The organism is Frankia sp. BMG5.60 (genome assembly GCF_059428125.1).
Genome location: NZ_CM182091.1, coordinates 3,858,959 through 3,881,398, shown reverse-complemented (window position 1 = coordinate 3,881,398; position 22,440 = coordinate 3,858,959). Strand labels below are relative to the sequence as shown.

Below are 22,440 nucleotides of genomic sequence, written 5' to 3'. Positions count from 1 at the left end.
TCGACCAGATGGTCCCGAGATCTGTCGCAAGCGTCTCAGCCGGCCCGGCAAAGACGCATGTTCACGCCTTCGCCGGGTCGGGGCCGAGACTCTTCCGGTTCGAGACTGGTCGGGTCACAAGCTCTTCCGGGCAGGATCTGTCCTGTCTGGGGTGCCCTGCACGGATGCGTGATCAGTAGGCGCTTGTCTCCCAGGTCGGCCCACCCGGGTAAAGGATGGCCTTCGCCTTGGTGGTGAAACCGGCGTCATTGATGTGATCGGTGATGCAGTACACGCCGGACGTACCGCAGCCATAATGGTCGGTCTCGTAGCCATCGGAGCGGTGGACCCAGCCCACCGAAGGCCCCCCGTCACCGCCGTTCCCCGCCCACTTTCCCCAGGCCGTCCGGCAGTTCGGGCTGTACCAGAGCTGGACCGCATCGTCGGCCGCCGACGCAACCTTGTAGCCGTCGCTGTCGTCGCACGACGACTGTGTCACGGGAGCACTGGCAGCCGACTGCGCGACGGAGGTCCCGACCCCCGTGTCGGGGGCAGCGCTGGCCGTCGATGCCCAGCTGCCCACGACCAGTGGCGCCGCCACCGCCAGAAAAACCCCCGCCTGAGTACTGCGCGCTTGCAACATCCTGATTCCTTCCTTGAGACGAAGAAAAGGGTCGCTAATTCGAAAATGAAGGAGAGGGGGTGCACTCTGGCGTTGGTGAATCGTTTCCGCTGCGGGTCCTTCGCCTTCCAATGTCCTTCGCATGAAGAAGCGTACCGGAATCGACTGCCCCGCGTTGGATATCGGAGGGAATTAGGCCGAGATTTTTTGCCTCCGCGGAGTGCAGGCCGTGCGCGACTAGTACACACATTCGGGCGTGGCTGTTGGTGCGTCGGGTGCCGGCGCGGCAGGAGTTGGGCCGTCCGTCGGCTCGGAACCGACAGAGGGAGTAGTTGTCGGTGACGCGGCGGACGGCTCGGCGGCGGTGAGATCCGTCAGTCCGCTGAAGCTCGAACCGACGATCAGTTGGACTCCGTCGACTGAGGAATCGGCGGCAAGCTTCGCTCCCGGGATCATGGCCTGCAGCCTGCCCGCCGCATTCTGCTCACCCGGGCCATAGCGTATGCGGGTCGTGACGTAGTTCCTGGTGATGGCGTTGCCGGCGTTCGTGGCGGGGAAGCCGTGTGCCGTCAGGTCGTCGACGGCCTTTGCCGCCAGCCCCGACACGGTGCTGCCGTTGAAGACGGTGACGGTGGCGGGAACGGCGGAACTGGGCGTGCCCGTTGCCTGGGTGGTGCCCGCGCCGCCGCCGAGCGGACCGACAATCCTTTCCAGGTCCCGTGGGTCGTAGAACTGCACGGCAGCCCGTTTCCCGCCGATCATGATGTCGCCACTGTCGTCGATGGCGCCCTCGGCGCGGGTGGGGGCATGGGTGGGCAGGGTCTCCGTCGCGAGGGAGCCGCTGGATATCCCGTGCAGCCGGCCGGCCAGCTTGCGTAGGTCCGCAATGTCCGTGCCGTCGTCGAGCGTCAGCGCCGAGGTCACGGTAGAGAGCAGCCCCTCCAGTTTCACTGGACTGGTCAGGACGCCATCCTGCATGATCTTACGGAGAACGGCGCCGATGAAATACTGCTGACGCTTGATGCGGTCGAGGTCGACGTTGGGTAGACCATACCGTTGCCGAACGAACGCGAGAGCCTGATCGCCCTTGACGGTAATCGTGCCCGGGCCGCCCACGAATCCACTCATCGGGTCGTTGGTGTTGGTGCTGACCCGCCCGTCGACCGTGATGTGATTGCCGGAGGGGAGGATGCAGACCTGCACACCGCCGATGGCGTTGGTGATGTCCTTGAACCCTTCCAGGTCCATCGAGACGTAGTGGTCGATCCGCAGGCCGGTCAGGCCTTTCACCGTCTGCACCAGCAGCGACGGCCCGCCGTCCGCGATGGCGGAGTTGAACTTGTTCTTGTGCGCGCGGTGCAGGGTCCCCTTGGCGTCAGTGTAGCTCGGGATGGTCACGTAGGTGTCCCGTGGGATGGACAGGAGCGTGACCTTGTTGTCTTTGGAGATATGAACGATGATCGTCGTGTCTGACCGCTGCCCGTCGACCTTGCCGTAGGCCCCGTTCGTGCCCGCGCGACTGTCGGTGCCGACCAGAAGATAGTTGGTCGCGTCATCCTTTGAACCTGATCGGCCGTTCCCAAGACCGAGGTCGACCTGGTGGATCTTGCCGTTGAAGTAGCTGTACACCATCCACCCGCCGCAGCTGACGAGAAGCACGGTAAAAGAAACAAAGATCAGGAAGGCGCGGAGTAGCCTCGAGGAGGCGGAGGCCGGCGGGCGACCGGTGCGAAGGTCGAACGGCAGTGGTGGGGGTCCGCCGGGAACGTTCTTGCGGACCGACACTTGTCCGTTCACCCGCGTCCTACCCTCCTCCACCGGCAGTCGGGCTGCCGAGGACGAAATATCCCCCTATTTGGGTTAAGTGTACTCCAGTGGAGGATCTTGAGAGGGAGGGGTCCGTAAGCTCTTCCCTCTTGGTGGGTCGTCGGGGTCCTGGCCTGCGGATATCTCGTGTCGCCATCGGCCGGCAGGCCCAGCTTTACCGATACCTTGACGCCTAGGCGGCCCCCGGAGTTGCGAGACGCCCGGGTTGACGGGATACGTATGCCCCGCCAGCCTCCCGTGCTGGCGCCCGGCGGCGTGCGGCCGTGATGAGCCGCCCCCGGTCCAGCGGCGCGGAGCTGTCACAGTCATTGCAGGCCCTCAATACCTCGAGGGCGGGCGAGCGCGTCCGCCGCCATGAGCTGACCGTACCGCTCGTCCCCTGGCGAGTAGACCGGGCAGTTGGTCGACGAGCTATGGGTCACCGGACACAGATGGACTCCGTCCGGGTTCCTGATAGTGATCAGGCCCCATAGGTCGCACCCCTCATCCTGCCAGCAGGGCACCGTCCGGGTCCATCGCCCGTTGTCGGTCAGCACCCGTCCCGCGGTGAGTACGTGCACATGTGGCTGGCTTTTCGCAAGCCTGATCCAGAGTCGAGCCAGCGCCGTCCTTCCCTGCCCATCGACTGGCTCATTGCGGCGGGTGGGTGATTCCACGAGGTCCACGGTGACGCCGGCCGCCGAAAGGAGACTGATCGCGCGCTCCGCGTCCTGCTCGTAGGCGGCAGTCGGATCGCGGTCGTGCATGCAGGCCGTTCCCGAGTTCCCGGAGAAGGACAGCATCGCGATCGTCGGCGCCCATTCCTTCAGTTGGCGTTCCATGTCGCCGAACCAGTCGCAGATCGCGGTACCCCCGAGAGTCCGAGTGAGAACGTCGGCACCACCAGCGCGGGCCGTCAGGGTGAACGCCTCTCGGGACTCGTTCGCAATGGAGTCGCCCCAGAGCACGATGCGGCTTCTGTCCGTCGGAGTAGATGCTACGGGACTGGCCAGCAGCATGACCAGAGTGAACGCGGGGGTACCGACCAACCAGGAGAATCGCCATAGCGGCCTCGGTACCCGCCAGGTGATTTGGCCCGAACCGCATCCGGGGCCGTGCGACGGCGTCGGATCCACCAGATGCTACTGGGTCTCGTCGCAAGCCGCGGTTCCGGCGGCCACCAGCTCCGCGGGAGGATATATCGCCAGCAGGTACTGATCCCAATATTGCCTCGCGTAGTAGGTGTGCTCTTTCAGGATACCTTCGATCTCGAACTGGTGGCCCTCGCCCGCCCGGAAGGATGCGAAGTTGAAGGACGGCACCTCAAGATAGATCTTGCGCATGTCCCACGTGGTGAAGAGGTACCGCACGAACAGCTCGGAGGCCTCGATGGGAAGTCCGGTCCCGACCAGCGGTGGAACGAAGACCGCGGCGAAGTAGCCGAAACGCTGCGCCGTGTCGTAGTTGTAGCAGACCACGTGTCCGATCGGCTCGTCCGTCTCGTTCGACAGGACGACGAACTGGACGAGGACGCCGGCCCGGAACCCGCTGCTGAACGTGTCGAAGTCGGGTACGAAACCACGGAACTTCCAGCGGAACCCGATGCGCGGATCAGTTGCCAGGCGGTAGAGGAAGGGCATCATCTCGGGCGAGATCGACTCGAGCCGGAACCGTCTGGTCGCGAGCGGGGCGGGTGAGAGCTCGAAATCCGGTCCGACCGCGGCTGTGCGCGGCCGCCGGCTGATGCCCGTCTCGGCCCGCAACAGTGTCCGGGAACCGCTGAAGGCCGTGTAGAGATCACTTACCGATCGAAGGGAGGTCAGTTCCTCGTTGGTCATCTCCACGCCCATGTCTGCGAGCACGGTGATGAGTTCCAGGCGGCGCAGCGAATCCACACCGAACGCGTCGTCCAACGTCGCCTCGGAACGGATCCTGGTCGGATCCCCGCCGACTCGCGCGGCGAGCTGCAGTTCGAATTCGTCCTGGGTCATGTGCATGCTAGGGATTCCTCGTATCAGGGTTGACTCGCCAACGAGAGTGCGGGCACCGGAGTTGCCGCTGGTGGGCGGCTACCAGGAGGTGGTCTTCAGGTACTGAGCATCGCCGACCGGTGGATAGTGAAAGGTGAACGCGTAGGATGTGAATCCGGCATCGTTGACCTGGGGGCTCACACAGGACGATCCGTAGACCGGGGATGTCGGCGGCTCATACCCGTCACTGCGATGGATGCTGCAGTTCATCTCTTCCTGGTCGGCCGAGTTGTGTTTGAGGGCCTTCGCCCATACCGTCCGGCAACTCGGGCTGTACCAGAGCTGGACCTCTCGGTCCTGTCCGCCGATGGTCCCACGCACGCTGGCGACGGGCTGATAGCCGTCGCTGCTGTCACACGTGGCGCTGGCCGTGGTCGTCGCCGGCTCGGCGGCCGGGAGCAGGGTCTGGGCAGCGTAGGCGACCGAGCCGGACAGACCCACCGCCGCGACCGGCAGTGTCATCACCGCCGCCGCCCGGGCCATTTTGATCACGGTCTTCTCTTCTCTCTAGAGCGTGGCGGCCGGTGCCGGATGCGACCGAATAACGGATGACGGATCAACACGGACGGGCAGCCGGCGCAGTCCGTTGATGAACTGTGACCGAAGCAGGTCGGGCGCTGCCGTGACCTCAATCTCCGGTAGGTGCGCGAAGATCTCCCTGAACATCACGTCGATCTCCCGTCGGGCGAGGTGGGCGCCGAGACAGAAGTGGGGGCCGGGAGCCCCGAAACCCAGATGCGGGTTCGGGCGCCGGCGTACGTCGAACTCCTCCGGGTCGGTGAAGACGGTCTCGTCGCGATTCGCCGAGCCGTAGAAGAGCAGCACCTTCTCGCCCGCCAGGAACCGGTGGCCTCCGACGACGGTGTCGCGGGTCGCCGTTCTGCGCATGAACGTGATCGGTGAGCTGTAGCGGACCACCTCCTCCACGGCCGTGGCGCCGATTCCCGCTACGTCCGACCGCCAGATCTCCTGTTGGTCGGGATGGCGATGCAGCGCCATCAGCCCGTGGCACAGTGCGTTTCGGGTCGTCTCGTGACCGGCGACGAGAAGGAGGATGAAGAACGACACGATCTCCTGGTCGGTGAGCCGCTCTCCGGCGATCGTGGCATGAACGAGCGCGGAGGCCAGGTCGTCGACCGGTCGCCGCTGGCGTAGTTCCGCCAGCTCCGCCATCAGCCCGGACAGGGCCGCGCCGGCATCGAGCAGGGCGGTCGTCGGGTCGGTGCCCTTCGACACGTACTCCCGGTCTCCCCAGGACAGGATGATGTTCGACTGGTTGAGGACGAAGTCATGCTGACTCTCGGGCACCCCGATGAGGTCGCAGATGACCGCAAGCGGGAACCGCGCCGCCAGGTCGTTGACGAAGTCGAAGTCGCCGCGGTCCGCGACCGACCTGACGATCGAGCACGCGCGGGCCTCGATCCGATCGAACGTGTCACCGACCATCCTGGGGGTGAAGGCCCGCGAGACGATGCGACGGAGGCGCGCGTGCCGTGGATCGTCCAAGCTGATCATCGATCCGTAGAACTCGTTCAGACTCGCCGGGAGATCATTGATCGCGAGTGCGCCGGCGGCTGAGCTGAAGTCCTCCGGTCGGCGGCTGATCTCAAGGATGTCCTGATGACGCACGACCGCCCAGTAGCCGGGACCAGGCGGCGCGCCGGGAAGGTCCGGTTCCGGATGGAAGCTGAAGGGATGACTATCCCTCAGCATCCGGTATGCCGCATGGCGGTCTTCTAGCGACTGTCCCCAGAAGGCTATATCGGTCAGGTTCATCGCGGGCAGCCGAGAAATCGCCCCCGAGTCCTCCCCTGGGTGAGGAGGGGGCTGGCGGGTAGACATTCCCCGGCCTACCGAACCGAATTCATATCAGGCTTGCCCTCCTGGGCTCCGCGGAACCCCATAGGAATAGATCCGGGTCCGCATCGGGCCGAAAAAGGAGATGATCTGCGTCAGCCGTGGCTTGGTGTCAAATGTCACGACCTCCATCCCCTGGACCAGGGCATGGCCGGTGTCGTCGCGCATGCTCCACTCGAGCCGGCCGAAGGAGTGGTGAAAGTCAAGGCCACTCGTCAGCACCGGCCGGTAGCCTGGATACTCGCGGCGGATCTCGCCGAGAAGTCCGGCGAGTCCGGTCACGCCGTCCGCGGCATGCAGCGGGCTTCGGTAGACGATGTCAGGTGCGCAGGCGGTGGAGAGCGCTTCCCGCCGGGCGCCTTCATCCTTTTCCGCCCAGGCCGAGTACACGCGGCGGACGAGTGCTTCGATGTGCTCGCTGGTGGTTCCGGTACTGCCGGGTTCAGGAGCCGAGCCGGTCTGGCCGGACGCGGTCGAGATCTCGCTCATGATGTGAACATCCGGGCAGCCTCGCTCCGCCGCAGCTTGCCGGAAGGTGTTTTTGGAATCGAGCCGGGCGGCAGGATCACGACCGAGTGGGGATCGAGACCGAGTGCTCCACGGATCCGCGTTGTCACGTCTGCCCGGACAGTCTCCACATCGGTTTCTCGTGATTCGGCTGCCACCGCGAACCCGTCACTCCCGAAGGAGCCTGCGGCCTCGACTCGGAAACAGATGACGTTGCCCCGCCGGACCCCGGGAGCTTGGCAGGCTGCCAGCTCGACCTCCTCCGGATAGATGTTTCGGCCGCCGATGATGATGACGTCTTTCGAGCGCCCGCAGATGACCAGCTCGCCGTCGACGAGGTAGCCGAGGTCTCCGGTTCGCAGCCAGCCGTCCGCGGTGAAGAAGTTGTTGTCGCCCGGGTCCTGGTATCCGGCGGTCACCGACGTCCCTGCCACCTGGACCTCGCCCACCCGGCCCTCAGGAAGGCGCTCCCCGAAGTCCTGGTCCACGACGCGGACGGAGACACCCGGTGCCGGGGGCCCGAGCCGGGAGAGGCGTCTGGTTCGAGATCCGCTGACCGCGCCACGTGCCTCGCCCCGCGTTTCGAGAGCCTCGACGTCCACCTCCTCTACGAGCAGTCCTCGATGCGGCGGTGGGAAGGTCACCGCGAGGGTGGCCTCGGCGAGGCCGTATGCCGGCAGGAACGCTTCCGGTCGGAACCCGTGGGGACGGGCACTGCGTAGGAATTCGTCGACCGTGTCCGGGCTGATCGGTTCGCCCCCGCAGAGAGCCATGGTCACGGAGGAGAGGTCCATCGGTGTCGCGGTCGTCCGCAACAGACGTCCCGCCAACGCATACGCGGAGGCCGGGGCCACGAGGGCGGTGGCGCGGTGGCTCGCCGCCAGACGCATCCAGCTCGCCGGCCGCGACAGATAGTCCGCCGGGGACATCAGGAGTAGGTCACAGCGCCCACAGGTGAGATGGAGCGCCACCGCGCCGACCAGACCCATGTCGTGTGAGAGCGGTAGCCAGGACAGCATGCGGCCGTGGTTCTTATCATGGCCTCCCGCCGTCCGAATGGCACGTATATTGGCGCCTAGGTTGGCGTGGCTGACACGAACGATCTTGGGTTGATCGGTCGTCCCGCTCGTCAACTGAAGGACCGCCGGATCATCGTCTGACAGCGCCGGCCGCTGGTAGTGACCGAACTTCTCGTTGATGACCTCGTCAACCAGTAGCGCCGGATGGCGTGCATTGCCGAGATCCGGGAGCGACGCTTCAAAGGGATGGCCGACCAGTACCAGCGGGTGCCCGAGACGAGAGAGGCGGCGGCGAGTCTCCGCGAGATACGTGGAGATGTCCACTCCCCGGGCGGGCAGCGGTGCCACAGTGAGGCTTCCGCCCGCGAGCCAGACGGCGACGATGGCCGTCACCGTGGCCCGCGAGGTCAGCCCAAGCACGACCACCGGCGAGCCCGCGCCGATGCCGCGTTCCTGCAGTCCGCCGGCAACCCGGGTTGCGTCGGCGACCATCTGTGTCCAGCTGAGGCTTTCGTCTCCGTCCTGAGTGAGGAAGACTACATTGCCTTCATCTGGCGGGATTCCGTCTACCGCGTCGAGGAGGTATGGCATTCTGTTCGTTCCTTCTCGTCGAATGCCAGGCTGGTAGTCTGCGGCTCCTAATAGGACGGGGTATTGAAGTATTTGTAGCCCCCGTTGGTTTCCAGATATCCCTGGGCGTAGGACGTGTAGGGGTGGTCGTAGAGATGGGACGTGGCGCAGGTGGTGTTCCCATCGGTGATCTCGCAGCCGACGGTCGCTCCGTCACTGCGGATGAGGTTGACGCCCCTAGCCCAGCCGTTGACGGGATCACCCGAGTCTGCCTTAGCCCAGGCCGTCTGGCAATTCGGGCTGTACCACAGCTGGGCATGGGGATAACCGCCGTCGTACGTGGCCGTGTAGACGGCGTACCCGTCGCTTTCATCGCAACTGGCGCTGGCAGTGGCCGACACCTGCGGTGTGGGAACTGTCTCTGTAGTCGCCGCGGGGGTGGTGCCTGCTGCCCATGCGGCGGGCCCAAATGCGACCGTTGAGACGACAGGTGCCGACAGGACAACGACCCAACGGGTCTTGACGGACGCCTTCACGATGACTCCTTCCAGAGTGGCCGCGCGAGACATCCAGAAGCCGCAGATTGCCAGCCAGCGCCGATTCGGCTGGTTCGGACTCCCGCGGAAATATCTCGCGATGGATGCCTACGGACTAAGTAATCGCAACTTCCAAGCGACGAACCCGTAGGAGAAGATAATGATCTACTGGCGGCGCATGGCGTCGCTGCCATCGGCCGAATGAATTGAAAACAGACTATCCGTGCGCCGAGCGTGATCGCAACGAATTCGGGTAATTGGTCCCTCTCTGTGGCGGCCGTCCCGGTGGGAAGGCCGGTGAACGCTGGAACTGATGACGCTCGGTGATTAGTCCTAATAAACCGGCACGTCTGCCTACCGCGGCCAGCGGGCCCTCTCTTTGGCGTCGTAGGGCTGCCGTTGATGTGGACGAAGTTCCCTGTCGGGACCTGGCTCGGTTCGGCGTACTGATCGGGGCGAGTGTGGCGGGGTGAGACGATGCCTGTGATCGTCTGTACTCCATGTGCCGCCGCCCCTACACCTTTGCGGCAAAGCCGCTGGGTGGAGGTCCGGAGTGGGCAATCTCCTGATGGGCGGACCTGGCTATGCGGTCCGCCTGGTGCCGCTGCCGCCGACGACGAGCGGATCGACGGGTGCTTCTCGCGCCGCTCGGCGCACAAGGTAGCCCAGATCGAGTGAGGCCCCAAACGGCTGCGCCGTCGTAGCTTCCGATGTGTGTATCGAGTGTGTGAGATTTGTCTTCCATGAGATTTCTGTGAGCTTCCGGCTGCTGTGGCCGCACTTGGTGACCCTTCGTGACCGTAACGACGCGGGCGGCTGGGAGGTGTGGGCGCGGGGCCCGGGCACCCGCTTCGATCTCGCGAACGGGCAGGCTCGCTCTCGAGGCTGTCATCGGGCTGGAGATGGGCTGGCACCTGGCACCTGTGCGGAGCAGCCCGTCTTGTTCCCGGCAGGCGTGTCGCGAGAGTCCCATCGACGGGCCCGGAAAAGGCGTTGCGAGGTGGCCGCCGGTCCGCGTAGCGTCTTGGGTACACGAGAAGGGAGGTGGTCCAAACTTTGTATGCTCATAGGACTCGTGAGGTGACTGTCCGCTAGCCGGTCTCGTGGTCCTCACCTCTAGCCGGGTGGCCCCACGGGCACCGGCACCGGCGAGTACCAGGCAGATCACCCGACCCCCGGGCGCCGTCGACAAGTCCCGACGGCCCGCCACCGCTTCCAGCGGCGGCGGAGCGCCCGGGGGTCGTTCATTTTCCGACCCGAGCGACGTGTTCCGACCCGAGCGACGTGTTCCCGACCCGAGCGGCATCTTCCCGACCCGGGTGCCCGGCCCCTTCGGTGGGCCTCGAGGTCCGCTGGACCCCGCCGCGACCGGCGGAGATCCGGCCGGCCGGCGGCGGGAACCGGCAATGCTGGCCGAGGGCCCGGGCGAACAGGCAGGATCTCGGGTATGACGACCCTCGTCCTGCTCCGCCACGGTGAGAGCAACTGGAACCGCGAGAACCTGTTCACCGGCTGGGTGGACGTCGACCTGTCCGAGAAGGGCCTGAAGGAGGCCACCCGCGGCGGTGAGCTGCTGGCCGAGGCCGGTGTCCTGCCGGACGTCGTGCACACGTCCCTGCTGACCAGGGCGATCCGCACCGCCTGGCTGGCGCTGGACGCCGCCGGGCGGACCTGGGTACCGGTCCGCCGGAGCTGGCGCCTGAACGAACGGCACTACGGCGGCCTGCAGGGTCTGAACAAGGCCGAGACGCTGGAGAAGTTCGGCGAGGAGCAGTTCCAGCTCTGGCGTCGCTCGTATGACACGCCGCCGCCGGAGATCGGTCCGGAACAGGTCAGCGGGGTGGACGAGCGCTACGCCGACCTCGCCCCCGACCTCATCCCGCGCACCGAGTGCCTTGCCGACGTCGTCGCCCGCATGCTGCCCTACTGGTACGACGCGATCGTGCCGGACCTGCGGGCCGGCCGCACGGTCCTGGTCGCCGCGCACGGCAACTCGCTACGGGCCCTGGTCAAGCACCTCGACCACATCAGCGACACCGACATCGCCGGGCTCAACATCCCGACCGGCATCCCGCTGCGGTATGAGCTCGACGACAACCTGAGCGTGCTGAGCTCGGGGTACCTCGACCCGGATGCGGCCGCGAGTGCCGCGGCCGCCGTCGCTGCCCAGGGGAAGAAGTAACGGCGGTCAGCCTCCAGGCCCGCGGTACCCGCGCGGGCCTGGCGCGTCGTCCCCCCGGGGGGTCGCCGGACCGGGCGCGCCGGTCAGGCCTGGGCAATCTCCCCGGTGACCAGGTAGATGACCCGGCGGGCCACGGAGACCGCGTGGTCGGCGTACCGCTCGTAGTAGCGGCCGCAGAGGGTGATGTCGATCGCCGCCTCCATGCCGTGCGGCCAGGGCTTCTCGATCAGCACTCGGAACAGGGCGCGGTGCAGCCCGTCCATCGCGTCGTCGTCCGCCTCGAGCTGCTTGGCGAGCTCGGTGTCACGGCTGGCGATCACCGAGCCGGCCTTCGCGACGATGCGCTGGGCGACCTGGCCCATCTCCAGCATGGTCCCGCGCAGCTCCGGCGGGACTGCCCGGCCCGGGTACCGGCGGCGCGCCACCTTCGCCACGTGCAGCGCCAGGTCGCCCATCCGCTCCAGATCGGCGACGATCCGCAGGGTGGTGACCATCATCCGCAGGTCGGTGGCGACCGGAGCCTGGCGCGCCATGACGTCGAACGCGCGTTCCTCGATCTCGTTGCGCAGCAGGTCGACCGTCTCGTCCCCGCTGATGACGTTCTCGGCGAGCTGGAGGTCGGCGTCGAGGAGAGCGGTCGTCGACCGGGCCATGGCCGAGGCGACCAGGTTGGTCATCTCGATCAGGGACTGGTTGATGCTTTCGAGTTCGTCGGTGAAGGCGTCCCGCACGGACGGCTCCTCCTGTTCGCTAGTGGGCCAAGGGGCGGCTGTCGGGATGGTGCGGGTGTCGGGATCGTGCGGCTGTCGAGTGAGCTTGGGCCGAACTAACCGAACTATTGGGACGAATCGCCGCGATCGCGATGACGGCGCCGTGTCGCGCCGAACCTCGACGATGATGCGCACCTCTCGCGGTCCGGTGAACATCGACGATAGGTCCGATGAACAACTGGCGACCATCGGCGGTGGAGGCTTGCGGAGTGATGCCCGGGCGGCATGTAGGCACCTAGCATGCGGCGAGTGGGTGACAGGTCGGCGGATGCCGTGACAACTCGTGCACACCACACCGAGCCGCCCCCGCCCATCGGGCGGCCCGACACGATGGATGGACGATGACGGTGGTACCCGGCAGCAGCGCCCCGCCAACCGGCCCCGACGGGGGCGCGGACGGCGGGGCGATGCTGCCCGCGAAACTGGTCCGCCGGGTCATCTCCGGCCTGCCGACCGGCCTGATCGTCCTGGATGCCAGCGACCGGGTCGTCCTGGTCAACACGGTCGCGAGGCGGATGGGCGTGGTCGACTCCGACGAGCTCGCGGTGGCGGAGCTGGCCGAGCTGGTGCAGGCGACCCGCGGCGCGGGCAGTGCCCGGGAGCGCCAGATCGACCTGCCGCCGGTGCCCGAGCCGCCGCTGACCCGACCCCGGCCCGACCAGGAGGGCGTGGCGGTCCGTGTCCGGGCACGCCTGCTGGACTCGTCCGGTCATGTCGCCGTCATTCTGGATGACATCACGGAGTCGCGCCGGGTCGAGGCGGTGCGGCGAGACTTCGTCGCCAACGTCAGCCACGAGCTCAAGACGCCGGTCGGCGCGCTGCACGTCCTCGCCGAGGCGGTCGCCGCGGCCAGCGAGGACCCGGTGGCCGTGCGCCGGTTCGCCTCCCGGATGACGCACGAGTCGGCCCGGCTCGCCCGACTGGTGCAGGAGATCATCGACCTGTCCCGGCTGCAGGGCGCCGAACCGCTGCCCGACCTGCGGCCGCTGCCGACGGCGGCGCTGCTCGCCGAGGCGGTCGACCGCACCCGGCTCGTCGCCCAGGCACAGGCGATCTCCATCGCGGTGATCGGCGACGGCGAGCTGCGGGTGCTCGGCGACGAGAACCAGCTCGTCACCGCGGTGGCGAACCTCCTGGACAATGCGATCAGCTACTCGCCGCGCGGCACCCGGGTGGTGCTCGGCGTGCGCCGCAGCGGGACGACCGTGGAGATCTCGGTCGCCGACGAGGGCATCGGGATCGCGGAGAAGGACCTCGAGCGGGTCTTCGAGCGGTTCTACCGCGCGGACCCGGCCCGCTCCCGGGCGACGGGCGGGACGGGGCTCGGCCTCGCGATCGTCAAGCACATCGCCACCAATCATGGCGGGTCGGTGACCGTGTGGAGCGCGGAGGGCGCAGGGTCCACGTTCACCCTGCGGCTGCCGCTGTTCACTGGTCCGACGCCGCCGTTCACCTTCGAGGACCGCCGCGTTACGGCGACGGCCGGATCCGAGACCACCGCCGCGGATGGCGCGCCGGGTAACCATCCCGACATCATCGCCGGTGCCAGTAACGGTGGCGGTGGCGGCAGTGGCGGTGGTGGTTCTGGTGGTGCCGGCGGCAGTCGCGGTGGCAAGGCCGTCGGGGCGGCGCGCCGCCCCGACGGGAACAGGAAGCGGTCCGGGTCGGCCGGTCCGTCCGATGTGACAGGTGGAGCGAACAGGTGACCCGGCTGCTCGTGGTCGAGGACGAGGAGTCCTTCTCCGATGCGTTGTCCTTCATGCTGGAACGGGAGGGCTTCGAGGTGGGGGTCGTCGCCGACGGCCCCAGCGCGCTGGCCGAGTTCGACCGGCGCGGCGCCGATCTCGTCTTGCTCGACCTCATGCTGCCCGGCCTGTCCGGCACCGAGGTGTGCCGCACGCTGCGGACCCGGTCCAGCGTGCCGATCATCATGTTGACCGCGCGGGACAGCGAGATCGACAAGGTGCTCGGCCTGGAGCTCGGCGCGGACGACTACGTCACCAAGCCGTTCTCCGCCCGCGAGCTCGTCGCCCGCATTCGGGCCGTGCTGCGCCGCCGGTCGGAGACGGAGGAGGTCACGGAGGCCACGCTGGAGGCCGGACCGGTCCGGATGGACGTCGAACGTCACGTCGTCACGGTCGACGGCAGCACGGTCACCCTCCCGCTCAAGGAGTTCGAACTACTCGAGATGTTCCTACGCAACGCCGGGCGGGTACTCACGCGGGGTCAGTTGATCGACCGGGTGTGGGGTTCGGACTACGTGGGTGACACGAAGACCCTGGACGTACATGTCAAGAGGCTGCGGACGAAGATTGAGCGCGAACCTGGGAATCCGCGGCACCTGGTGACCGTGCGGGGCCTGGGCTACAAGTTCGAGCCGTGATCAGGTAGGTCGCGGCCGGAGGGGGCGGTGTTCAGGTGCTCGGTGGCGTGCGTCCGACAGGGTGGTTCCCGCTCGGGGCCAGCCGTACGACCTCTCGCGCCGAGCATGCCGCGCAGAGCCAGGACTCCGCGGGCGACGGTGGCGACGCGAAGGACCGTGACCCGGCCGATGCCGTCTACGCCACGGGCGGCGGGGACGCGGCGAGTGGCGGGGACGCGGCGGTGGGCGTGGACGCCGCGGGGGACCGTGAGGCGGCCCGTGGCCGGCAGGCCGTCGAGGCCCGGGACGCCGCCGAGGTCGGGCCGGTCGGGCTGGTCGGGCCGGTCGGCACAGCCGTGGCGGTGGTCGGCGGCCCGGTTCCGTCCGGGCCCGCGCGGCCCGCGGTCGACGTGAGCCCCCTGCCGGCGGGATCGCATCCCGGTCCGATGCGGCTCGGCGTGATCGACATCGGATCGAACACCGTCCACCTGCTGGTCGTCGACGCCCATCGGGGTGGGCAGCCGCAGCCGGCCGCCAGCGTGCGGGCTCCGCTGCGGCTGGTCGAGCTGCTCGACGCCGACGGATCGCTCGGGCCCGCCGGCGAGCGGGATCTGACCGCCTGCGTGCTGGACATGCGCCAGCAGGCGGACGCCCTCGGGGTGCACGATCTGGCCGCCTTCGCGACCTCGGCGCTGCGCGACGCGGCCAACGGCGAGCAGGTGCTGGACCGGGTCAAGGGGGCGACCGGGATCGCGATCGGGGTCCTGCCGGGCGAGGAGGAGGCCAGGCTCACCTTCCTCGCCGTGCGGCGCTGGTTCGGCTGGAGCGCCGGGCGGCTGCTGGCCCTGGACATCGGCGGCGGCTCCCTGGAGATCGGCGCCGGCATGCACGAGGACCCGGAGGTGGTCGCCTCGCTGCCGCTGGGCGCGAGCCGCCTCAGCCGGGACTGGCTGGCCGACAGCGACCCGCCCAAGCGGGCCGAGCTCGCCGAGCTGCGGCGCTACGTGCGGGCCCAGATCGCGCCGGTCGTCGGCACGATCTACCACCTCGGCGAGCACACCCGGGCGGTGGCCACGTCGAAGACGTTCCGCTCGCTGGCGCGCATCGCCGGCGCCGAGCCCTACAGCCGCGGGCCGTACACCCGCCGGGTGCTGCGCCGCGACGATCTCACCGAGGTCCTGGCGAGACTGTCCCGGATGCCGGTCGAGGAACGGGCCGGGCTGCCGGGCGTCTCCGCGTCGAGGGCGGGGCAGCTCATCGCCGGCGCCGTCGTCGCCGCCGAGGCGCTCGACCTGTTCAGCATCGACGAGGTGGAGATCTGCCCCTGGGCGCTGCGGGAAGGCGTCATCCTGCGTCGCCTCGACTGGCTCACCTCGGCCTGATCGGCCTGATCGGTTCACCCCGGCCTGATCGGATAGGCGGAAGGGGGCATCGCCGCGGGGCCGGTGGGCGTGGGGCATAGGGGTATATGTCCTGTTGCGGGCGGGACGCGGTAGCGTCACGATAACGGGATGTTGCCGTTGTCACGCACGATGTGGGGCTACGCACCCTCGTCGGGCGGGCATGGGAGCGAGCGGGTTCGAGAAGATGGCCTAGCCTGGATGAGGGGAACGGTCGAGCAGACCGGTTCCCGGTCCGTACGGCAGGGAGATGGTTTGCAGGCGTCGCGTGAGGATGCGTGGCCGGTGCCGCCGGCCGTGATGGCAGCCGCCCAGGTGCCGCCGGAGCGGGCCGCCCCCGTCGCGGCCGCGTCGGCGGTCGCCCGGGCCCCCCGGTCCGCGGTCGTCCTGCCGCGTGGCGCCCCCGCCCCCGCCCCCACCCCGCCCAGCGCGCGGGTTGCGCTGTCCACCGCCTCGACCTACCCGGAGTCCACGGCGTCCGCCTTCGAGATGGCGGCGCGGCTGGGCTACGACGGGGTTGAGATCATGGTCTGGACGGACCCGGTCAGTCAGGACCCGGAGGCGCTGCGCCGTCTGGTCGACTACCACGGCATCCCGATCCTGGCGATCCACGCGCCGTGCCTGCTGCTCACCCAGCGGGTCTGGGGCACCGACCCGTGGGCGAAGCTGGTGCGGGCGCGCACCGTCGCCGAGACGCTCGGCGCCCCGACGGTCGTCGTCCACCCGCCGTTCCGCTGGCAGCGGGACTACGCCCGGGAGTTCGTGACGGGCATCGAGCGGATGGCCGGGGAGACCGCGGTGCGGTTCGCGGTGGAGAACATGTTCCCGCTGCGCGCCCGCGGCCGGGAGGTGTCCGCGTACGCGCCGGACTGGTCGCCGGTCGAGGACGACTACGCCCATGTCACCCTCGATCTGTCGCACACGAGCGTGTCGCGCTCGGACCCGATCGCGCTGGCCGGCGTCCTCGGCGAGCGGCTGGTCCACGTGCACATGGCCGACGGCCTCGGAGCGGCCAAGGACGAGCACCTCGTCCCCGGCCGCGGCACGCAGCCCTGCGCGGAACTGCTCGAACTGCTCGCCATCGGCAGTTTCGACGGGACGATCGTCGTCGAGATCAACACGCGACGCGCCGAGTCGCGCGCCCAGCGGGAGGCCGACCTGGCCGAGGCGCTCGCGTTCACCCGGCTGCACTTCGCCGCGCCGTCCACCGCAGGACTCCACCACACCTACGGCTGACACGTCGGCGGTTAGTCGCCACCATGGTGGCATGTCCCGAGGACGGACCCCGACCGGCTCGTTGTTCGACCCGCTGGCGGACGCCTACGCCGCCGCCCGGCCGAGCTATCCCGAGCATGTCTTCGGCGACATCGAAAGGATTCTGGGCCGTCCGCTGGCGGGGACGGATGTCATCGACGTGGGCGCCGGTACCGGCATCGCCACCCGGCTGCTTCTCGCCCGCGGCGCGCGGGTCGTGGCGGTGGAGCCCGGTCCGAGCATGCTCGCCCGGTTGCTCGACCGTAGCCCCGGCCTGCCCGTCGTCCGGGGCGACGGGGAGGCGTTGCCGCTGCGGGCGGGGATTGCCGACCTGGTCTGCTACGCGCAGGCCTGGCACTGGGTGGACGTGCCGGTCGCCGCGGCGGAGGCCGCGCGGGTGCTGCGACCGGGCGGCGCGATCGCCGTCTGGTGGAACGACGTCGACGCGGCGGAGTTCCGCTGGTGGCAGCGCCAGCAGGAACGGCTGGAACGGATGAGCCCCGGCTACCGGCGCGGATACCGCACCCGCCCGTTCGCCGACGAGCTGCGCTGGACCGGTCACTTCAGTGAGGTCGTCACCCTGACCGGGCGCTGGCGTCGGCGCATCGGAATTGACGACTACCTCACGTGGCTGCGCTCCAAGTCGTACGTCGCGGCAATCGGTGATCGCCTCGACGACTTTCTTGACGCCGAGCGTCGAACCATGCTTCGGGCCTTTCCCGACGGCGTCGTCGTCGAGCCCTTTCGCACCCTGCTGGTGATTGCGCGGATGCCGGAGGGCTGAGCCGTCCGGGCCCGCCCGCGGGTGGCTCGATGCGCATTCCCGAACCGGCCGGTGACGCCCCGCCGCCTTCGATGTCCTATATGTAATGAATCGGACACTGTGGGTGCAGGTGGCGGTCATGTCATATTCAGGACCGAGTACCCCACTCGCCCTGGATTTACCGGTCCGTTAGTCTTGCGGCGTTCGCGGGGGTGGTGTCCAACTTTGTTGGCGAAGCGCAGTGTTGCGGGTACCGAGTGCTGGTCTGGTCTGGCTGGGATGGGCGGATCAGTGCACGGACCGCAGCACCGTGGCCGGCCCGTCCCGGCGCCACAGGTCACCCCTGGGTCGGACGCCGACCGCCGGCGTTCCGCTAGAGGAGGCGACGGTCATCATGCGGCGTGGTCCGGAACGGGCTGGAGCGGCGGACTCCTGGGCGGCGGCTACCGGCCCGATGACCTCCTGGCAGACGGAGACCGGTGCGATGGACCCGCGCTCCGGGAATCAGCGCACAGGGAATCAGCGCACGGGAGATCTGCGCACGGGAGATCTGCGCGCAGGGGATCCGCATTCGAGGGACCAACGTAGGGGGAGCCCTCGAACGGGGGATCCGCGGGCTTCGAACCCGCGTGCGCGGGAGGCGCGGGCCGGGGACGGACGTGAGCGCGGCGGGGCGCAGGACGGCGCCGGCCCGCGGCGCGGTGCCCAGCCGCCGCCGCGATCGTCGGCGCCAGCCCGGCAGACCGGAGCCTCGTCCGCGGACGCCGCCGCGAAGTTCGCCTACAACCCGGCCCTCGACGGGCTGCGGGTCGTCTGCATCTACATCATCCTTGCCGGACACATGGGCGCGATCCATGCCAGCAACGTGGCGGTCGACGTCTTCTTCGTCCTCAGCGGATTCCTCATCACCGCGCTGCTGCTGGCTGAGCGCAGCCGGACCGGGACGATCTCCCTGGGCCGATTCCTGGTCCGGCGTGCCTACCGCCTCATGCCCGCGATGTGGGTCTACCTGCTCGTCGGGCTCGCCGTCACGGTGGCGTTCAAGTGGAACGACGTCCCCTTCCGGGACGACTACATCGGTAGCGCGCTGTCCGCGTTCTTCAACGTCAACAACTGGTACAAGGTCGTGCACCCGGCGGCGGGCGGTCGCTGGCTGGCCCATGTCTGGTCGCTGTCGCTGGAGGAGCAGTTCTACCTGCTGTGGCCGGGGCTGTTCCTGCTCGTCTCCCGGTCCGCGCGGCTGCGGCCGCACCTGATCAAAATACTGCTCGCGATGATCGTGGTCTGCGCGGTCTGGACGTACACCGTCGCCAGCGGCGGTGCGCCGCACTCGAGGGTGTACCTGGCGCTCGACACCCACGTCGCCCCGCTGTTGATCGGCTGCCTGCTCGCCGTCTGGCGCGACGCCCGACTGCGTGCCCTGGCCGAGGAGGAGCCGGTCGCCGATCCGGCCATGGGCGGGCGCCGCCGCCGGCACTCCCCGCAGCCGGGGAACAAGGTCGCGCCGGTCACCTCGGCCGCCGTCGAGCGCTGGACGGTGGGGCGGCGCATCGCCGACCTCGGCCTCCTCGCCGGGATCGGGCTGATCTTCTTCGCCTTCCTCGGGCCGAACAAGGACACCCACGACGCCAACTGGCTCGATCATGCGGCGTACATCCCGAGCGCCCTGCTCGGCGCGATCGTCATCCTCAGCGCCGACCTACGCCGGGACACCGCTTGGGTCCGCCTGCTCGGCAGCCCGCGGATGGCCTTCCTCGGCAAGATCACCTTCAGCATCTACCTGTGGCACTACCCGGTCATCTCGGCGGCCAACGGTCAGCTCGTACCCCGGATCGGGCTGTGGCCCTCGGTGGTGTGCGCCGCCGCCGCCAGCACGTTCATCGCCTACTTCTCGAACCGGTTCGTCGAGAAGCCCGCGCAGCGGGCCCGCCCCAAGTGGGCGGACACCCCCCGCGGACCGGCGACGACGAAGAGCTCCGCCGGCCGCCCGGCGCCCGAGCCGGCCGGACGGTCCGAGGACACCGGCCGGTTGGAGGGGGCTGGCCGGTTGGAGGGGGCTGGCCGGCTCGTGGGGGCTGGCCGGCTCGAGGATGACTGGCGGTCCGAGGACACCGGCCGCGGCGAGGACACCGCCCGGCTGGAACTTCCGGGCAACGTCGGCCGAGCCACCGCCGGCCACCGCCACGGTGGAAACAGGCGCGGCGATGCTTGGTACGCGGACCCCGGCCTCGTTGACGCCCCGCCCGCGGACTCCGGGTACGTCGAGGCGGGATACGGCAGCGACCGCCTGGGCCGCGGCGAACGGGCCGCGGACGACCGGCGGTACCCGCAGCCAGTCGGGCGGGCCGCGGGCACCGAGCCCGGTGTCCGCGGTTGGCACCCGGATCGGGATGGCGGGCGTCTCAACTCCGGCGATGACGACCGTGCCCACGGCCCGGCCGCCCACGGGTTGGATGCCTACAGCGACGGCCGGGATGGCGACGGTGCCTACGCGAGCGGCCCGCGGACCGACCCGTGGTGGCACGACGCGGGCCAGGACCGTGCGGGCCAGGACCGTGCCGGCCGAGGCTGGGGCGAGCAGCAACCGCCCGGCTTCTACGACCGGGTATCGGGCGGCCGCCCGAGCACCGATCCGCGCGTGGGGGGATCGCCGGGCATCGCGGAGCCGGACACCGACGACGATGCTGACGTGTGGATCGATGAAGGGTACGCGCGCCCCCGCGCCGGTTACGCGACCACGCCGGCCGACCGGACCTGGCCACCGCGCACCGGTCCGGCCGCCCACTCCGCGTCCGCTGCCCACTACACGTCCGCTGCCCACTCCGCGTCCGCTGCCCACTCCGGTCCGGTTGGTTACCCCGATTCGGCTCGCCACAGCGGTCCTGGCGGCTATGCCGGTTCCGGCGGTCCGGGTGGCCGTAACGGTGCCGGCGGTTACAGCGGTCAGACCGACTACAGCAGCCCCGGCAGCCCCGGCGGTCAGGCGGACTACGAAGGTCCCGGCGGCGTCGGCGATTACAGCGGCGTCGGCGATTACAGCAGTCAGCGAGGTTATGGCAGCGTCGGGAACTACCAGGATCGCGACGGCTACGGCGCTTCGGGACGTTACGGCACTCCGGGGGAATACGGCGGCTCGGCGGGCTACGGCGGCTCGGCGGGTTACGGCGGCGCCGGCGGTTACAGCGGTCTGGGCGGTGACCCGCTGACCGGCCCGACCCCGCCGCCGGTCGGGCCCGCCTACGTGGACCATGCCTACCTCGAGGAGCCGAACCTCGGGCCGAACCTCGGGCCGGGGCCGGGGCCGGGGCCGGGGTCGGGGTCGGGGTCGGGGTCGAGGGCCGACGCGGGCGAGCGGCCCCGGATGCAGGGGTACGACTCTCACCCGGCGAGCGACCCGCTCACCTACCGTGGGCCTGGTCCGGACCAGGGCGGCTACGCCGACGGCGGCGGCGGGTACGACCGCGGGGCGGGTAGCGGCTGGCCGCCGGCCGCGGGCCCCGATCCCGGACGCGGTACGACCGACGGTCGTCACCGGGGCGACGAGGGCGGGCGCCACGGCGGGTACGACCGGTGGTCCGGCCACGGCGGTGCGCCCGGCGGCGGCCGCTGATCCGAGCACCCCAGCTCCGAGGGCGACCCGCGTTCCCCGGATCGCCCGATCGGGCCGTACCCTCCAGGTCGAAGCGGACGGAAGGGAAGGACGGTCATGATTGTTGCGGTCATGGGGGCGGGACGGCTGGGCGGGGCGGTGCTGTCCGGCCTGTTGGGCTCCGGGCACGCGGCCGGGGACGTCGTCGTGGCCGAGCGGGACGCGGGCCGGGCCGCCGAGATCGCGGCCCGCCACGGCGTCGAGGTGCACCCGCCGGCGATCGCCGCGGCCAAGGCCGACGTGCTGCTCATCGTGGTCAAGCCGCAGGACGTCGCCGCGTTGCTGACCGAGATCGCGCCGGAGGTCTCGGCCGGCACGCTGGTCGTGTCGCTCGCGGCCGGGGTCACCACGGCGGCGATCGAGCAGCGGCTGCCGTCGTCGCCGGTCATCCGGGTCATGACGAACACCCCGCTGCTCGTCGGGGAGGCGATGTCGGCGATCTGCGGCGGCCGCAATGCCGCGCCGGAGCATCTCGCCGCCGCGCAGGCGCTGCTCGAGCCGGTCGGGCGGGTCACTCAGGTCGCGGAGTCCCAGCTCGACGCGGTCACGGCGCTGTCCGGCAGCGGGCCCGCGTACTTCTTCTATCTGGTCGACGCGATGGTCGAGGCGGGCGTGTTGCTCGGCCTGCCGCGCCCGCTGGCTACGGAACTCGTCACCCAGACCGCCCTCGGCTCGGCCCGGATGCTGCGCGAGAGCGGCGAGCATCCCGCGCTGCTGCGGGAGGCGGTCACCTCGCCCGCGGGAACGACCGTCGCGGCGCTGCGGGAGATGGACCGGCGGGGGGTGCGCGCGGCGCTGATGGACGCGTTGGAGGCCGCCGCCGACCGCTCCCGGGAACTGGGCCGTTCGTAGTCGGGACACGGGCGCGACGTGGTTGGTCCCCGCGGCGGGTAGGCTCGCCCGGTAACTTCCTCAACAGATCGGTCGGGTACGTGGGCTCAGTCATCAAGAAGCGTCGCAAGCGGATGGCCAAGAAGAAGCACCGCAAGCTGCTGAAGCGCACGCGCGTTCAGCGTCGCAACAAGAAGTAGGTTCCCGGCCCACGGCCGGCGGGGGGGACAAGCCGGCGGCCGGAGGATGGTCGGCTGGGCCCACGTTCCCCGTCATCGGCGTCTTTCCGACGTTTCATCCCTG

The 22,440-nt window shown here is 69.3% G+C and carries 19 protein-coding genes; 9 read left to right on the top strand and 10 right to left on the bottom strand.

The genetic code is table 11. From position 1 onward, the window contains the following. Positions 1-172 precede the first annotated feature (172 nt). The 9 genes from AC5R91_RS15710 to AC5R91_RS15670 all read right to left on the bottom strand — a co-directional run bounded on the left by AC5R91_RS15710 (position 173) and on the right by AC5R91_RS15670 (position 8,926). Entirely contained in the window at positions 173-478 is a 306-nt protein-coding gene (locus AC5R91_RS15710) for a hypothetical protein (RefSeq protein WP_495397862.1), read from the bottom strand. 360 nt (positions 479-838) lie between these two features. After that, on the bottom strand, positions 839-2,398 hold the full coding sequence (locus AC5R91_RS15705) for an LCP family protein (protein WP_495397861.1): 1,560 nt from the start codon (positions 2,396-2,398) through the stop codon (positions 839-841). A 335-nt stretch (positions 2,399-2,733) separates the two neighbouring features. Then, complete coding sequence (locus tag AC5R91_RS15700) at positions 2,734-3,375, bottom strand: hypothetical protein (RefSeq protein ID WP_495397860.1); 642 nt, start codon at positions 3,373-3,375, stop codon at positions 2,734-2,736. A gap of 174 nt (positions 3,376-3,549) precedes the next feature. Next, a complete protein-coding gene (locus tag AC5R91_RS15695) occupies positions 3,550-4,398 on the bottom strand; it encodes a GNAT family N-acetyltransferase (RefSeq protein WP_495397859.1) in 849 nt (282 codons plus the stop codon). A gap of 78 nt (positions 4,399-4,476) precedes the next feature. Then, the gene (locus AC5R91_RS15690) at positions 4,477-4,920 is read right to left on the bottom strand and encodes a DUF2690 domain-containing protein (RefSeq protein ID WP_495397857.1); all 444 of its coding nucleotides are present in this window, start codon (positions 4,918-4,920) and stop codon (positions 4,477-4,479) included. Between the two features lie 24 nt (positions 4,921-4,944). Next, the gene (locus tag AC5R91_RS15685; RefSeq protein WP_495397856.1) at positions 4,945-6,150 is read right to left on the bottom strand and encodes a cytochrome P450; all 1,206 of its coding nucleotides are present in this window, start codon (positions 6,148-6,150) and stop codon (positions 4,945-4,947) included. Between the two features lie 156 nt (positions 6,151-6,306). Then, positions 6,307-6,783 (bottom strand): nuclear transport factor 2 family protein, encoded by a 477-nt coding sequence (locus AC5R91_RS15680; protein WP_495397855.1) that lies wholly within the window; start codon positions 6,781-6,783, stop codon positions 6,307-6,309. Then, a complete protein-coding gene (locus AC5R91_RS15675) occupies positions 6,780-8,411 on the bottom strand; it encodes a long-chain-fatty-acid--CoA ligase (protein WP_495397854.1) in 1,632 nt (543 codons plus the stop codon). Before AC5R91_RS15675 ends, AC5R91_RS15680 begins: the two co-directional genes overlap by 4 nt. A gap of 47 nt (positions 8,412-8,458) precedes the next feature. Next, complete coding sequence (locus AC5R91_RS15670; protein WP_495397853.1) at positions 8,459-8,926, bottom strand: DUF2690 domain-containing protein; 468 nt, start codon at positions 8,924-8,926, stop codon at positions 8,459-8,461. Between the two features lie 1,447 nt (positions 8,927-10,373). Here AC5R91_RS15670 and AC5R91_RS15665 point away from each other — a divergent pair. Further along, positions 10,374-11,108, top strand: a complete 735-nt coding sequence (locus AC5R91_RS15665) for a phosphoglyceromutase (RefSeq protein WP_495397851.1) — start codon at positions 10,374-10,376, stop codon at positions 11,106-11,108. An 83-nt stretch (positions 11,109-11,191) separates the two neighbouring features. Here AC5R91_RS15665 and phoU read toward each other — a convergent pair whose 3' ends face one another. Beyond that, a complete protein-coding gene (gene phoU, locus AC5R91_RS15660) occupies positions 11,192-11,839 on the bottom strand; it encodes a phosphate signaling complex protein PhoU (protein WP_495397850.1) in 648 nt (215 codons plus the stop codon). Between the two features lie 380 nt (positions 11,840-12,219). Here phoU and AC5R91_RS15655 point away from each other — a divergent pair, with 380 nt between their 5' ends. The 8 genes from AC5R91_RS15655 to AC5R91_RS15620 all read left to right on the top strand — a co-directional run bounded on the left by AC5R91_RS15655 (position 12,220) and on the right by AC5R91_RS15620 (position 22,337). Further along, positions 12,220-13,584, top strand: coding sequence for a sensor histidine kinase (locus AC5R91_RS15655; protein WP_495397849.1), 1,365 nt, complete (start codon positions 12,220-12,222; stop codon positions 13,582-13,584). After that, entirely contained in the window at positions 13,581-14,261 is a 681-nt protein-coding gene (locus AC5R91_RS15650) for a response regulator (RefSeq protein ID WP_495397848.1), read from the top strand. The genes AC5R91_RS15655 and AC5R91_RS15650 overlap by 4 nt, the downstream gene beginning before the upstream one ends. 47 nt (positions 14,262-14,308) lie before the next feature. Continuing rightward, a complete protein-coding gene (locus AC5R91_RS15645; protein ID WP_495397847.1) occupies positions 14,309-15,622 on the top strand; it encodes a Ppx/GppA phosphatase family protein in 1,314 nt (437 codons plus the stop codon). A 318-nt stretch (positions 15,623-15,940) separates the two neighbouring features. Continuing rightward, the gene (locus AC5R91_RS15640) at positions 15,941-16,876 is read left to right on the top strand and encodes a sugar phosphate isomerase/epimerase family protein (protein WP_495397975.1); all 936 of its coding nucleotides are present in this window, start codon (positions 15,941-15,943) and stop codon (positions 16,874-16,876) included. A gap of 31 nt (positions 16,877-16,907) precedes the next feature. Next, entirely contained in the window at positions 16,908-17,678 is a 771-nt protein-coding gene (locus tag AC5R91_RS15635) for a class I SAM-dependent methyltransferase (protein ID WP_495397846.1), read from the top strand. Positions 17,679-18,051: 373 nt separating this feature from the next. Continuing rightward, on the top strand, positions 18,052-21,267 hold the full coding sequence (locus AC5R91_RS15630) for an acyltransferase family protein (protein ID WP_495397845.1): 3,216 nt from the start codon (positions 18,052-18,054) through the stop codon (positions 21,265-21,267). A gap of 96 nt (positions 21,268-21,363) precedes the next feature. Further along, complete coding sequence (proC, locus tag AC5R91_RS15625) at positions 21,364-22,158, top strand: pyrroline-5-carboxylate reductase (protein ID WP_495397844.1); 795 nt, start codon at positions 21,364-21,366, stop codon at positions 22,156-22,158. A gap of 80 nt (positions 22,159-22,238) precedes the next feature. Beyond that, positions 22,239-22,337 (top strand): 30S ribosomal protein bS22, encoded by a 99-nt coding sequence (locus tag AC5R91_RS15620; RefSeq protein WP_003948845.1) that lies wholly within the window; start codon positions 22,239-22,241, stop codon positions 22,335-22,337. Positions 22,338-22,440 lie beyond the last annotated feature (103 nt).